At 71.2% G+C, this 14,113-nt stretch carries 9 protein-coding genes and 1 pseudogene; 2 read left to right on the top strand and 8 right to left on the bottom strand.

The genetic code is table 11. The annotated features are described in order from the left end of the window. Positions 1-390: 390 nt before the first annotated feature. The 5 genes and pseudogenes from DSC45_RS19435 to DSC45_RS19415 form a co-directional block, all read right to left on the bottom strand. A complete protein-coding gene (locus DSC45_RS19435) occupies positions 391-1,047 on the bottom strand; it encodes a SurA N-terminal domain-containing protein (protein WP_119292640.1) in 657 nt (218 codons plus the stop codon). Between the two features lie 257 nt (positions 1,048-1,304). Beyond that, positions 1,305-2,054, bottom strand: a complete 750-nt coding sequence (locus DSC45_RS19430; protein WP_119292840.1) for an N-acetyltransferase — start codon at positions 2,052-2,054, stop codon at positions 1,305-1,307. A 115-nt stretch (positions 2,055-2,169) separates the two neighbouring features. After that, on the bottom strand, positions 2,170-2,496 hold the full coding sequence (locus tag DSC45_RS19425; protein WP_119292838.1) for a hypothetical protein: 327 nt from the start codon (positions 2,494-2,496) through the stop codon (positions 2,170-2,172). A gap of 103 nt (positions 2,497-2,599) precedes the next feature. Next, positions 2,600-2,898, bottom strand: a pseudogene (locus tag DSC45_RS36440) (PucR family transcriptional regulator); the annotation flags it as partial. 40 nt (positions 2,899-2,938) lie between these two features. Next, positions 2,939-3,799, bottom strand: coding sequence for an SCO6745 family protein (locus tag DSC45_RS19415; protein WP_119292836.1), 861 nt, complete (start codon positions 3,797-3,799; stop codon positions 2,939-2,941). A gap of 176 nt (positions 3,800-3,975) precedes the next feature. Here DSC45_RS19415 and DSC45_RS19410 point away from each other — a divergent pair, with 176 nt between their 5' ends. Further along, positions 3,976-4,611 (top strand): TetR/AcrR family transcriptional regulator, encoded by a 636-nt coding sequence (locus DSC45_RS19410; RefSeq protein WP_119292638.1) that lies wholly within the window; start codon positions 3,976-3,978, stop codon positions 4,609-4,611. 85 nt (positions 4,612-4,696) lie between these two features. Here the strand turns inward: DSC45_RS19410 and mfd are convergent, their stop codons facing one another. The 3 genes from mfd to DSC45_RS19395 all read right to left on the bottom strand — a co-directional run bounded on the left by mfd (position 4,697) and on the right by DSC45_RS19395 (position 11,915). Beyond that, entirely contained in the window at positions 4,697-8,233 is a 3,537-nt protein-coding gene (mfd, locus tag DSC45_RS19405; RefSeq protein ID WP_119292636.1) for a transcription-repair coupling factor, read from the bottom strand. A gap of 317 nt (positions 8,234-8,550) precedes the next feature. Further along, the gene (locus DSC45_RS19400; protein WP_119292634.1) at positions 8,551-11,130 is read right to left on the bottom strand and encodes an ABC transporter permease; all 2,580 of its coding nucleotides are present in this window, start codon (positions 11,128-11,130) and stop codon (positions 8,551-8,553) included. Further along, on the bottom strand, positions 11,127-11,915 hold the full coding sequence (locus DSC45_RS19395; protein ID WP_119292632.1) for an ABC transporter ATP-binding protein: 789 nt from the start codon (positions 11,913-11,915) through the stop codon (positions 11,127-11,129). Before DSC45_RS19395 ends, DSC45_RS19400 begins: the two co-directional genes overlap by 4 nt. Before the next feature lie 547 nt (positions 11,916-12,462). Here DSC45_RS19395 and DSC45_RS19390 point away from each other — a divergent pair. Then, a complete protein-coding gene (locus tag DSC45_RS19390; protein ID WP_276145466.1) occupies positions 12,463-14,067 on the top strand; it encodes an MDR family MFS transporter in 1,605 nt (534 codons plus the stop codon). The last annotated feature ends 46 nt before the right edge of the window (positions 14,068-14,113 follow it).

Raw genomic sequence — 14,113 nt, 5'->3', positions numbered from 1 at the left:
GTATCCGGGCGGACGGGGCCGGTGAGTATCCGGCCGGACCGGGCCGGTGAGTTCCCGGCCGGACCGGGCCGGTGAGTTCCCGGCCGGACCGGGCCGGTGAGTTCCCGGCCGGACCGGGCCGGTGAGTATCCGGCCGGACCGGGCCGGTGAGTTCCCGGCCGGACCGGGCCGGTGAGTTCCCGGCCGGACCGGGCCGGTGAGTTCCCGGCCGGACCGGGCCAGGACGCGAGCGGGCCGCCGCCCGGCTCCTTGCGGGGGGGGCAGTTCATCGCGACGGGTGGTTCGTCGCGCTAACCGGCTCCTTGCGGCGGGCGCGGAGTTCGGGCGTTGCGAGCAGACACTTGAGGGCCGCCCTGGCGGTTGCCCCGGCGGGCGGCCCGTTCGGCGACGTTACGCCTGCTGCTGATCCTTGGCGCTGACCTCGCGCAGCCACGGCGTCTTGGCGTCCGCCCGGCGGCTCTTGGCCACGTCCCAGCTGCCGTAGCGCGGGTTGAGGTCGACCTTCAGGGCCTTCGAGGCGTCGGCGAGCGCACTCCAGAACGCGGCCTGCCCCTCCTCGCTCTGCGGCTGGACACCCAGCGCGGCGTACAGCTTCTGCGCCTCGATCTCGGTGCGCAGGCTGTCGTCGATCCGGCCCGGAGCGATGCTGTACTGCTGCAGCCAGCCGGTCTCGAACGCCTTGCGGCCGCCGGCCTGCTGCTCGACCTGGTCGCGCAGCTCCTGCACCTCGCGCCGGCTGACCTCGACGCCCGCGTCGGTGGCGGCCCGGTGCAGTACCCGGTCGAGCACCATCGACTGCAGGGTGCTCCGGGTGAGGCCGCCGGTCTTCTCGACCGCCTGTGCGTACTCGTCCGACTTCGCGGTGGCTTTCTGCTGTGCCGTCCTGACCTCGCCGACCCGGGACTGCAGTTGCTCGACGGTGATGCGGTCCCCGCCGACCACGGCCGCGGCTCCCGGGTGCGCCTCGTTCCCACAGGCGGACAGGAGCGGTGCCGCGACGAGCAGAGCGGCGGAAACGGTGAGCGCGGTGCGACGGCGGCGGTGCAAGGAGGCCTCCCGGCGGCGAGATTGACACCTTCGGGTGCCGCGCTCGACCCCGCCGCCTGGGTGGCGGTCGGGACGACGGACGGGCACAGGTGTTGCGGTGATCGATGTTAGGCAGTGGCCGCAGGTTCGGCCACTGATTCGACCAACGATTCGGCGGGAGTTGGGGGCACGCGTCGATCGCATCGCAGGGTCAGGGTTCGCGCGGGTGTCGTACGTGGACGGGGTGGGCGCCCTTCCGGAGCGGGACCCGGGCGGGCTCACATGCGGTGTCGTACCCAGACGTTGGGCTCCACGTACACCGCGTGTCCGCGCTCGGGATCGCAGTGGACGGGGACCAGGGCGCCCGGCACCTCGACCTCGCCCGGCCGGTCGAAGGGCAGACCCGTCCAGTCGCGCCATTGCGCCACCGAGCCCGGTACGCACATCGAGGTCGGTGCCACCTTCTCGATCACACCGCCGGCCCGTACGTGCACCCGCAGCCACGGGTCGTGGGGCAGGCCGTCCTCCGGCCGGATCCGGCGGGCGTATTCGTATATCGAGGCGTGCGGCTCGCGGTGCTTGGCGCTGGGCCGGACCGGGGCGACCACCTCGCTGAACCCCCGCGCCCGTGCGTTCTCCCGCATCGCGGCCAGCATGACGGCCGAGATCCCGCTGCCCTGCCGACCGGCGGACACGGTGATCTCGATGGCGCTCACCGTGTCCGGGTCGACGCCGTGCCGCCGGTCCGCGAACGCCCACACCAGGACCTGGTCCCAGCCGCCATCGGGAAGTTCTCCGTCGCGGCCCTTCTCGTGCAGCGCGAACGGCACGCTCAGCGCCCTGGCGACCAAGGCGCCCTGCTCGTCCGTCGCCACCAGGACGTACTCCGGCAGCTCCGCCACGATCCGGTCGAAGTGCGACCAGCCCACCGGGTCGTTCTGGATGTACTCGGGCCAGGTGTCGGACAGCTGCCACAGAGCGTCCTGCAGTTCGGGCCGCTCGGCGAGCGTGCTGATATCTAGCTCCATGGCGTGCACGGTATTCACCACCTTCACCGGGAGGAAGCGCATTTGCCTACGGCCGGTCTGCGGAGTCGGCACCTGCCCCGGCCGGGGAAGCGGCGCGTGACGCACGCGCTTCGGGTCAGAACTGCGGGCGCCGGTACTCGATCGTCCAGCCGCTGCCCAGCTCTCGGCGCAGCGCTTCGACGGCGGCGTCCGACTGCCGTTGGAACAGTTCCCGCTCGTCCATGGGCCACCGTGAAGGGCCAGGCGGATACTCCTCGTCGAGCGACGACTGGTAGCGATCGGCCAGTCTCGTCAGCTCGGCCCGGGTTGCCGCCGTGATCGGGAGCCTGTCCAGGTCGCACGGGTAGCCGTAGGGGCTGTCCAGGTGCGGATCGCCGGGCGAGCCGGGCCACAGCGGGGTGTCCACGCCGTACTCGAAGAAGAACCGCAGGTGACAGGGCACGGCACCCACCTCCCCCTCCTCGCTGTGACGGCGCGGCACGGCTGCTCGGACTCTCCCGGACTGTCGACTCGGCCCTGGGACGTACGAGACGCCGAGCGTACGCGCGCCCGCGGTTGAAGACCGTGTCCGGTGGCAGTACAGACGCCTCGCAGCTCGCCCCGCCGAGCCTTCGCACGCCGACCACGCCGACCACGCCGACCACGCCTCCAGCGCCTCGAGCAGCACCGCCCGGTCCGCCGGATCGAGCGCGAGCAGCGCCGCGAAGACGTCGGACACCAGGAGGCCCGCCAACTCCGGCTGGCTGACCACCAGTGCGGCCGGCATCCGCCGGTCGAGCCGCACGATGCCGGTGGCGTCCGGCGCGCACGTACGCAGAGGCAGTTCGGCGAGCCGACGAGCCCGCCTCGCCGAGCCGACCGCATCGCTCCCCGCCCTCGGACAGTCAGACCTTGCCTATGCCCAGGGTGTTCTCGGAGGGGAGGAGTCCGGAGGTGATCGTGGTGAGCCAGAAGTCGCCGAGGAGGTCGGCGAGACGGGCCGTGCGGTCCTCGCCGAGAGTCCGCCAGGGAACGGCGGCCAGTACGTCGGTGCGCTGCTCGACCTCGGCGCGCAGTCGGTGGCCCTCGTCCGTCGCGGCACCCGACGGGTCCAACAGGCCGCGCGTGACCAGTCGTTCGCGTGCGGACGCCCACTCGGTGCTGCTCCAGCCCCGGCTCTCGAAGCGCTCCGTCGGGGCGGCGCCGATCGCCGCGAAGGACACCAGGGACTCGACCGGGTCCAGTCCTGCGGTGAGCAGTGCGGCCAGATGACCGTCGCCGCGCTGCTCCCGCAGTATCGTCGCGGCCTGCCACAGGATCAGGTGGGGTGATTCGGGCCAGGGCAGGGCCGCGTTGGCCGCGGCCAACGGCCGGCCGGCCGTGTCCGCCGACTCCGCGGCGGCGCGGGCCAGTTCGGCTGCCTCGGCCAGCTCCGGTCCGTCGAGGCGCGCGCCGAACAGGGCTCGGTAGGCGCGGTCGACGGCTCGCAGTCGGCTCTGCAGGATGCGCTCCGGGCCGGCCACCGCCCAGGCGGCGGGCACGTGCTCGGCCACCGTGCGGGGGCTGAAGCTGTAGAAGGCGGAGGTCACGCGCTCCGCGCCTGCGGCGCCCAGGGGCGCGGCCCGCCAGGCGAAGTAGCTGGGCCACCGCTCCTCGACCGCGAAGCCGAGCTTCGCGGCCTCGTCGAACGCCTCCGGTGCGTAGTACAGCACCGCATGCAGCGGCTCCAGCAGATGCCACATCTGCCGCACGCGGGCCACGCTCATCTCCGGCTCCGGTCCCCCGATCTCACGCCCCTGCGTCTCGATGCGCTCGCTTCCCGACATGACGGCCTCCCCCTCGGTACGAATCACGACTACAACCACTACCGAATCTTGACACTGACAAGATTCCACGATGCCGATGAACTTGTCAATGCCTAGATTCTTCGTAGGGTGATCGCATGCCCCGTTCCGACGAGCCCCCGAAACCCGCCGACCCAACCGACCCACCTCCCCACCCGACCGAGCCGACCGACCGCCCCTACCACCACGGCGACCTGCGCAGATCCATCCTGACCGCAGCCCTCGAAGCGATCGCCGCCCACGGACCGGCCGCGCTCAGCCTGCGCGATCTCGCCCGCCGGGCAGGCGTCTCGCACGCCGCGCCCGCTCACCACTTCAAGGACCGCACCGGCCTGCTCACCGCCATCGCCGCGGAGGGCTACGCCCTGCTCGCCGAGACCCTGTCGGCAGCGGGCAGCCTGCGCGAGGCGGGGGTGCGGTACGTGCGGTTCGCGCGCGAGCAACCGGCGTACTTCGTCGTGATGTTCCGGCCGGAGCTGCTGCGTACGCAGGATCTGGAGCTGTCCACCGCGCAGGCTCTCGCCTCCCACAGCCTTCGCAGCGCCGTCGACTCCGTACCGGCGGAGGGGCGCGGTGAGGACGCACGGCTCGCGGGTGTGGCCGCCTGGTCGCTCGCCCACGGCTTCGCCACGCTGCTGATGAACCACAATCTGGACGACGCCGTGGGCGAGCAGGATCCCGAGAACATGTTCCGCGCGCTGGCGGAGATGCTCTTCAGACCGGCCGGATCCTGAACTCCGCTCTCACACCTCTGCCTTCGTCACGGCCCCGCCCCGACAGCCTCCGCCCTCAAGACACCTGTCCTCACGACACCCGTCCTCACGACCCCAGAATCGACGTGAGGAACTCCCCGACCCACGCGAGGAGTTCGCGCCCCGTCAGCGGCTTGCCGCCGACCTTCGCGGTCTTCGGGCGCGGGACCAGGAGCTGGTGGTTGGTCGGTTTGATGACCGTCCCCGGGTAGAGGCGCTTGAGACGCAGCTCCTGGGACTCCCTCAATTCGACCGGCGCGAAGCGGATGTTGGTGCCCTGCAGCACGATCTCACCCACCCCGCAGGCGCGGGCGAGCATCCGCAGGCCGGCCACCAGGAGCAGGTTCTCCACCGGCTCGGGGAGCTTGCCGTAGCGGTCGGTGAGTTCCTCACGTACCGCCTTGACGTCGTCCTCCGTGTTGGCGGAGGCGATGGCGCGGTACGCCTGCAGGCGCAGGCGCTCGCCGGGCGCGTAGTCGTGCGGTACGTGGGCGTCGACGGGCAGTTCGATCTTGACCTCGAGCGGCGGCTCCTCCTCCACGCCGCCCTCGAGCGAGGCGCGGTAGTCCGCGACGGCCTCGCCCACCATGCGGACGTAGAGGTCGAAGCCGACGCCCGCGATGTGTCCGGACTGCTCGCCGCCGAGCAGGTTTCCCGCACCGCGGATCTCCAGGTCCTTCATCGCCACGTACATGCCGGCGCCCATCTCGGTGTGCTGGGCGATGGTCGCGAGCCGCTCGTGCGCCGTCTCGGTGAGCGGCTTCTCCGGCGGGTACAGGAAGTACGCGTACCCGCGCTCACGGCCGCGCCCGACCCGGCCGCGCAGCTGGTGCAGCTGCGACAGACCGAAGTTGTCGCCGCGCTCGACGATCAGGGTGTTGGCGTTGGAGATGTCGATGCCCGACTCGACGATCGTCGTCGACACCAGCACGTCGAACTTCTTCTCCCAGAAGTCGACCACGACCTGCTCGAGCGCGGCCTCCGACATCTGCCCGTGCGCGGTGGCGATCCGCGCCTCGGGCACGATCGCGCGCAGCCGGGAGGCCGCCCGGTCGATGGAGTCCACTCGGTTGTGGATGTAGAAGACCTGGCCCTCGCGCAGGAGTTCACGGCGGATCGCCGCGCCGATCTGCCGTTCTTCGTAGGGCCCGACGAAGGTCAGCACCGGGTGCCGCTCCTCCGGCGGGGTGGTGATCGTGGACATCTCACGGATGCCGGTGACGGCCATCTCCAGGGTGCGCGGGATGGGGGTCGCGGACATGGTCAGCACGTCGACGTTCGCCCGGAGCTTCTTGAGCTGCTCCTTGTGCTCCACGCCGAAGCGCTGCTCCTCGTCGACGATGACCAGGCCCAGGTCCTTGAACTTCGTCTCGGAGGAGAAGAGCCGGTGGGTGCCGATGACGAGGTCGACCGAACCGTCCCTGAGCCCCTCCAGGGTCGCCTTCGACTCGGTCTCCGACTGGAAGCGGCTGAGCGCGCGCACATTGACCGGGAACTGCGAGTACCGCTCGGAGAACGTGCCGAAATGCTGCTGTACAAGCAGTGTCGTCGGTACGAGCACGGCGACCTGCTTGCCGTCCTGCACCGCCTTGAAGGCCGCGCGCACCGCGATCTCCGTCTTGCCGTAGCCGACGTCGCCGCAGATCAGCCGGTCCATCGGGACCGACTTCTCCATGTCCTCCTTGACCTCGGCGATCGTCGTCGCCTGGTCGGGCGTCTCGATGTACGGGAAGGCGTCCTCGAGTTCGCGCTGCCAGGGGGTGTCCGCGCCGAAGGTGTGTCCGGGGGCGGCCATGCGGGCGCTGTAGAGCTTGATCAGGTCGGCGGCGATCTCCTTGACCGCCTTCTTGGCGCGGGCCTTGGTCTTGGTCCAGTCCGCGCCGCCGAGCCGGTGCAGGGTGGGTGCCTCGCCGCCGACGTACTTGGTGATCTGCTCCAGCTGGTCGGTCGGGATGTAGAGGCGGTCGCCGGGCTGGCCGCGCTTGGCGGGGGCGTACTCGACGACGAGGTACTCGCGGGTGGCGCCCTGGACGGTGCGCTGCACCATCTCGATGTAGCGGCCGACGCCGTGCTGCTCGTGGACGATGTAGTCGCCGGCCTCCAGGGTCAGCGGGTCGATGGTCTTGCGGCGCCGGACCGGCATCCGGGCGCCTTCCTTGCCGGCCGCCTTCTGGCCGGTGAGGTCGGTCTCGGTGAGGACGGCCAGCTTGAGTGCGGGATCGACGAATCCGAAGTCGATGGAGCCGCAGGCGACGTGCACGACGGAGGGGGCGATCTCCGCCAGATCCGCTTCGAGGCGGGCGGCGATGCCCTCGGTACCGAGCACCTCGACGGTGCGGGCCGCGGGGCCATGGGCCTCGGTGACGAAGACGGTGCGCCAGCCGTCGGCGATCCAGCCCTTGGTGTCGGCGAGGGCGCGGGCGGTGTCGCCGCGGTAGGTCTCCGGGGCGTGCATCCCGAGCTTGAGCGTGTCGGCGGCGCCCTCGGCCTCCTCGTCGGCGGCGAACGGCGAGACCGTCCACCACATCATGCCGAGCTCACGGGCCCGGTCGCGCACATCGGCGATCCCCCACAGGGACGCCGCGTCGACGTCGATCGGCGCCTTGCCGCCGCCGGCGGTGGCCGCCCACGACGCGTGCAGGAACTCCTGCGAGGTGGCCACCAGGTCGGCGGCCCTGGTACGCACCCGCTCCGGGTCGCAGACCACGGCCATACTGCTCTCCGGCAGCACGTCGAGGAGCAACTCCATGTCGTCGACGAGGACGGGCGCCAGTGACTCCATGCCCTCGACGGCGATGCCCTCGGCGATCTTGCCGAGCAGTTCACCGAGCTCCGGGTGCTGCTCGGCGAGGGCCGCGGCCCGCTCGCGTACGCCTTCGGTGAGGAGGAGCTCGCGGCACGGGGGTGCCCACAGGCCGTGCTCGGCGATCTCGAGCGAGCGCTGGTCGGCGACCTTGAAGTACCGGATCTCCTCGACGTCGTCGCCCCAGAACTCGATGCGCAGGGGGTGTTCCTCGGTGGGCGGGAACACGTCGAGGATGCCGCCGCGCACGGCGAACTCGCCGCGCTTCTCGACCAGTTCGACCCGCGAGTAGGCGGCCGCGGCGAGCGCTTCCACGGTCTCCTGCAGGTCCGCGCTGCCGCCCTGGCGCAGGCTCACCGGCTCCAGGTCGCCGAGGCCCTTGACCTGCGGCTGCAGTACGGAGCGGATCGGGGCGACGACTACGGACACCCGGCCGGTCTCCGGGTCGTCGGTGGTGGGGTGGGCGAGCCGGCGCAGGACGGCGAGGCGGCGGCCGACGGTGTCGGAGCGGGGCGAGAGGCGCTCGTGCGGCAGGGTCTCCCAGGAGGGGTACTCGACCACCGAGTCGGGGTCGAGGAACGAACGCAGCGCAGCCGCCAGATCCTCCGCCTCGCGGCCCGTGGCGGTGACGGCGAGCACCGTGCGCCGCGTCTCGCGGGCCAGGGCGGCGACCGCGAAGGGGCGGGCGGCGGGCGGTCCGACCAGGTCGACGTGCATCCGGTGCCCGTCGGACGCGGCCTGGACCGCCTGGTGAAGTGCCGTGTCCTTGACGACGGCGTCGAGGAGACCGTGCAGGCTCATGAAGGCTTTTCCGTCCGGGGTAGCGGATGACGTGACAACGCAAACGGCCCGACACGTCGAACGGGCCGGGGTCTCCAGAGTACGTCGATGGTGTGACAGCGCGCGCCGCCGACGCCGGAGCGGGCCCGCCTCGGGGCACCGGGGCCCGGCGCTCCCGGGCCGCCGCGGGACAGCGCCCTCCGCGGGTACGGGTACGGGCCCCGGCGGTTCTGCCGCCGGGGCCCGTACCGTCCCCCTGGGGCGCGCCCCTCGCGCCCCGTTCCCCCGTTGGCCCGTTGATCCGTCGGGCCGGGCCGGCCCGACGGATCCTCGCGGTCTCAGTCCGTCGCGATCGCGTTCAGGACGTTCATCCGGCCCGCCCGGAACGCCGGCACCAGCGCCGCGAACAGCCCCACGAAGGCGGACCCGACGAAGACCGCCGCGATCGTCGGCCAGGGGATCTCGAGGACTTCGAGCCCCTCGAGTGCGAGCAGCCGCTGCGCCGTCGCACCCCAGCCCATGCCGAGCCCGAGGCCGAGCAGCGCTCCGAAGAGGGCGATGACCACCGACTCGAGCCGGATCATGCGCCGCAGCTGGCGCCGGGAGAGGCCGATGGACCGCATCAGGCCGATCTCCCTCGTCCGCTCGACCACGGAGAGCGCCAGGGTGTTCACCACCCCGAGCACGGCGACGATGATCGCGAGGGCGAGCAGTCCGTACACGATGTTCAGGAGCTGGCCGATCTGGTCCTGCAGGTTCTCCTTGAAGTCGGTCTGGTCGCGGACCGTGTACTGCGGGTAGTCGGCAAGGGACTTCTTCAGGGCGCTGTAGGCCTGGTCGGTCTTGCCGTCGGCGGCCTTGGCGAACATGATCATGTCGGCCGGCATGCGGTCCGCCGGGATGTACCGCGCGGCCGTCGCGATGTTCACATACATCGCGCCCTTGTCGATCGACACGTCGTCCGAGGTGATGGCGGCGATCTCCAGGGTGGCGGTGCGGCCGGCGGCGAAGTCGACGGTCAGTTCGTCGCCGGTCTTCAGTCCGTGCCGCTCGGCGTAGGTGTCGCCGACCGACATGGCGTTCTTGCCGTAGGCCGCGGAGAGTTCGCCCGAGACGGTCTCGCGGCGGACGTCCTCGGCGTAGCTCGGATCGGCGGCCGTCAGGTCCTCCGACGTGGTCCTGCCGTCCGGCGTGGTCACCTTGGCCTCGACCGCCTTGTACTCGGTGACGTGGTCGAGGTGAGGGCTGTCCTTCATCGCCTGCTGGGCGCCGGGCACGATCGGCCGCCCGCCGTCCCCGCCGGACTGCACGATGAAGTCGGCACCGACGGATTTGTCGAGTTCGTCGGTCGCCGAGGCCACCATCGACGAGCCGACCACCGAAAGGCAGGCCACCAGGGCGAGGCCGATCATCAGGGCGGCGCCGGTGGCACCGGTGCGCCGCGGGTTACGCAGGGCGTTGCGCTCGGCCATACGTCCCACCGGGCCGAAGATCCGCAGCACCACGGCGCTCAGGACCCGGACCACGCCCGAGGCCAGGACGGGCCCGACGACGATGAAGCCGAGGAGGCTGAGGACGACACCGCCGCCGAGGAACAGCGAGCCCTCGCTCGCCTTGTCGGCCTGCGCGGCGAGGTAGAGCCCGGCGACACCGGCACCGGTGAGCAGCGTGCCGAGGACGGCCCGCACGACTCCGGACTTGGTGTCCGCGGGGGTGCCCGCGTCCCGCAGCGCGGCCATCGGCGACACCTTGCCGGCCCGGCGGGCGGGCAGGTAGGCGGCGAGGACGGTGACGACGATGCCGAGCACCAGGCCGATGACCGGGGTGGTCCAGGCGACCGTGAGGTCGTCCGTGGAGAGCTTCATGCCCATCGAGCCCATGAGCTTCATCAGGCCGACGGCGAGGCCGACCCCGGCGGCGACGCCCGCCACGGAACCGACGACGCCGAGCATCAGGGCCTCGATCAGGACGGAGCGGTTGACCTGCTTGCGTGAGGAGCCGATGGCCCGCATCAGGCCGATCTCGCGGGTGCGCTGGGCGACCAGCATCGAGAAGGTGTTGATGATCAGGAAGATGCCGACGAGGAGGGCGATGCCCGCGAAGCCGAGCATCGCGTACTTCATGACGTCCAGGAACGAGCCCATCTCGTCCTGGTTCGCCTCGGCGGCCTCCGCCTGCGTCTGCAGCTTGTAACTGCCGCCCAGCTCTGCGGCGACGGCCTGCTTGACTGCCGTGTCGCTGGCGCCCGGGGCCGCGGTGACGTTGAGATGGGTGAACGTGTCGGCGTGGTCGAGGAGTTGGCGCTGAGCGGTGGGAGTGTCGAAGAAGACGACCGCGGCGCCCGGGTTGGTCACCTTGAACGAGGCGATACCGGAGATCCTGGCCTTGAAGTCGCCGGTGACGGCGATGGTGCGCAGCTCGTCACCGATCTTCAGGTGGTGTTTGTCGGCGGTGTCGGCGTCGACCATGACCTCGGTGGGGCCGCGCGGCGGGTGGCCGGAGGTGACCTTCATCGAACGCAGGTCGTTCCGCGTCCAGTTGCCCGCGATGGTGGGGGCGCCGCTGGTCGCGCCCACGTTCTTGTTGTCGGCGTCGACGACCGTGACGCTCATGCTGGAGACGGCGCCCTCGGCGGACTTCACGCCGTCCGCCGTACGCACCTGCTGCAGGGCGCCGGCAGGGAGCGATTCGGGCTTGCCGCTGCGGGTGGCGTCCTCGGCGCCCTTGGCCTTCTCGGGGCTGACCGTGACGTCGGCCGAGGTGGCGGCGAAGAGCTTGTCGAACGTCGTGTTCATGGTGTCCGTGAAGACGAGCGTGCCGCACACGAACGCCACGGACAGGAGTACGGCCACGGTGGAGAGCGCCATACGGCCCTTGTGCGCGAAGAAGTTGCGCATCGAGCTCTTGAGGACGGTCACGACGTACGCCCCCTGGCGTCGAAGTCCTTCATGCGGTCGAGGACCTGCTCGGCCGTCGGGTGGTGCATCTCGTCGACGATGTGCCCGTCCGCGAGGTACAGGACGCGGTCCGCGTAGGCCGCGGCGACCGGGTCGTGCGTGACGGTGACGATGGTCTGGCCGAGCTCGTCGACGGAGCGGCGCAGGAAGCTCAGGACCTCGGCGCCGGCCCGGGAGTCCAGGTTCCCCGTCGGTTCGTCGCCGAAGATGATCTCGGGTCGGGCGGCGAGGGCGCGGGCGACCGCGACGCGCTGCTGCTGTCCGCCGGAGAGCTGCGTGGGCCGGTGCTTGAGCCGCCCGGCGAGGCCGACGGTCTCCACGACGCGGTCCAGCCAGGCCCGGTCGGGCTTGCGGCCGGCGATGTCCAGCGGGAGCGTGATGTTCTCGATGGCGTTGAGCGTGGGCAGCAGGTTGTACGCCTGGAAGATGAAACCGATGCGGTCCCGGCGCAGCTGGGTGAGCTTCTTGTCCTTGAGCCGGGTGATCTCCGTGTCGTCCAGGAAGATCTGCCCGCTCGTCACGCTGTCGAGTCCGGCCAGGCAGTGCATCAGCGTGGATTTGCCGGAGCCCGAGGGGCCCATGATCGCGGTGAACTGGCCGCGGGCGATGTCCACATCGACGTGGTCGAGCGCGACGACCCGGGTCTCCCCGGAGCCGTAGGCCTTGAGGACCTGGCGCGCTCGTGCCGCGACAGCCGTACGTCCTCCAGTGCCCCCGTGCCTGGGAATGGTTACAGCCGTTGTCACGGTATGTCTCCTATATCGGTGTGGTCGGTGCGGAGTTCATCGCGAACTCGCGGTGTGGGAGTCGTGATCCGCTGCATCGTCGGGAGTGGTGATGCGCTTCGTGGTGCAGAAGCGGGATCTTCGGGAACTGCTGGTCGTACGAAGTCGTGGTGCGGCCGCCCCCCCAGCGGCCGCACGGTGCGGCGTGGTTCTCGCGTCTGTATCCAGTGTGCTGATCGGCGAGCCCCGACGCCCTGGTGCGCAGCACACTCTTCAGCTGGGGAAAACCCCACCCCAGCGCTGCTGAGTCCCGCAGGGCGACCGCCACGGCCCCCGCACCGTCGTGCGGGCCCCGCACCGTCGCGCCACGACCAGGCTAGGCAACACCCCTGCCCCGCCTCGTCCTCCAGCGGTACGAGCCTTCCCCTGGCCGATGTACGGAGGAACCCCTAGGGGTCCTCAACCCGTCGGTGGAGGGTTCCTCAGGGACGCTCCACCCTCCCGGCGCGTCCCGCCCGGGTGAGAAGGTGTCCCCGGACCAATAGGTGCAGGGGGAAAGGGACTTACGGTGACTGCCAGTCAGTCCGCCCGTGACCGGCAGCCGACCCGCAGACGGGGTGCCGTCGTGGCGGCCCTGATGCTGTCGATGGCGCTGGCGGCGCTCGACTCGACGATCGTCTCGACGGCCGTCCCGCAGATCGTCGGCGATCTGGGCGGCTTCTCGGTCTTCTCGTGGCTGTTCTCCGGCTATCTGCTGGCCGTCACGGTCACGCTGCCGGTGTACGGCAGGCTCTCCGACACCTTCGGCCGCAAGCCCGTACTGATCGCGGGCAGCGCCCTGTTCCTGCTGGGCTCCCTGCTGTGTGCGCTCGCCTGGGACATGACGGCCCTGATCGCCTTCCGTATCGTCCAGGGCCTGGGCGGCGGCGCCATCCAGGGCACGGTGCAGACGCTGGCCGCGGACCTGTACCCGTTGAAGGAACGCCCCAAGATCCAGGCCAAGTTGTCCACGGTGTGGGCCCTGTCGTCCGTCGCGGGACCGGCGGTCGGCGGTCTGCTCGCGGGGTACGCAGACTGGCGTTGGATCTTCCTGATCAATCTGCCGGTCGGCGCGGTCGCGCTCTGGCTGATCGTGCGCCATCTGCACGAACCGGCCCGGGAACGCGACGCACGCGCGCGTACCGACTGGGCGGGCGCGGCAGCCGTCTTCGCCTGCGGCGGGGTCCTGCTCACCGCACTCGTCCAGGGCGGAGTCGCCTGGCCGTGGCTGTCCAGGCCGTCGGTCGTCCTCTTCGGCTCGGGCCTGCTGCTCGCCGCGGCCGTCGTCGTGATCGAACGGCGGGCCACCGAACCGGTGTTGCCCGGCTGGGTGTGGCGGCGGCGCACGATCGCGGCGGTCAACCTGTCGCTCGGGGCGCTCGGCCTGCTGATGGTGGCACCCACCGTGTTCCTGCCGACGTACGCGCAGACCGTGCTCCGGCTCGAGCCGATGGAAGCCGGGTTCGTGATGTCGGTGATGACGCTGAGCTGGCCCGTCTCGGCGGCGCTCAGCCAGCACGTCTACACCCGGATCGGCTTCCGCCGCACCGCGATGACGGGCATCGGTGCGGCCTTCCTCGTCCTGCTCGCCTTCCAGGTCCTGCCCTACCCGGGTTCTCCCTGGCAGCCCGCCCTGCTGATGCTGCTGCTCGGGGCGTCGCTCGGGCTCTTCCAACTCCCCCTGATCGTGGGGGTGCAGTCCACGGTGGGCTGGGCCGAGCGCGGCACGGCGACCGCATCCGTACTGTTCAACCGGCAGATAGGCCAGACCATCGGCGCGGCCCTGCTCGGCGCGGTCGCCAACTCGGTGATCGCCGGCCGCCTCGGCACCGCCGCCGACCTGGACTCGGTGGCGAACGCACCCTCCGACGACGGGGTGCGCCGGGCCGTGGACGCGGCCGTCGACTCGGTCTTCCTGTGGGCGGCGGGCGCGGCAGCGGTCGCCTTCCTGGTCCTGCTCGTGGTCGCGCCCCGCCGCTTTCCGGTGCTCACCCAGGACTCCCCGGCCACAGAACCGGCCGCAGAACCGGCCGGGGCAGCCGGCCCGGCACCGGACAAGGGCGGCTCCGGGGCCCCGTCCCCCACCCCCTCACCACCCGACCGACCGCACCCGGACCAACGGCGCATCGACTGATGCGGGCCACCGCCCGCCGGGCGTCAACCACCGCCGTACCGGCCGC

The organism is Streptomyces sp. YIM 130001 (genome assembly GCF_003574445.1).
GTDB lineage: Bacteria > Actinomycetota > Actinomycetes > Streptomycetales > Streptomycetaceae > Streptomyces.
This window is presented reverse-complemented; position numbering and strand designations above follow the sequence as displayed.

Bases quoted from the DNA above. Each gene is read 5' to 3' on its own strand.
- DSC45_RS19430 (WP_119292840.1), bottom strand. From the start codon at position 2,054: ATGGAGCTAGATATCAGCACGCTCGCCGAGCGGCCCGAACTGCAGGAC.
- DSC45_RS19415 (WP_119292836.1), bottom strand. From the start codon at position 3,799: ATGAGCGTGGCCCGCGTGCGGCAGATGTGGCATCTGCTGGAGCCGCTG.
- DSC45_RS19410 (WP_119292638.1), top strand. From the start codon at position 3,976: ATGCCCCGTTCCGACGAGCCCCCGAAACCCGCCGACCCAACCGACCCA.
- mfd (WP_119292636.1), bottom strand. From the start codon at position 8,233: ATGAGCCTGCACGGTCTCCTCGACGCCGTCGTCAAGGACACGGCACTT.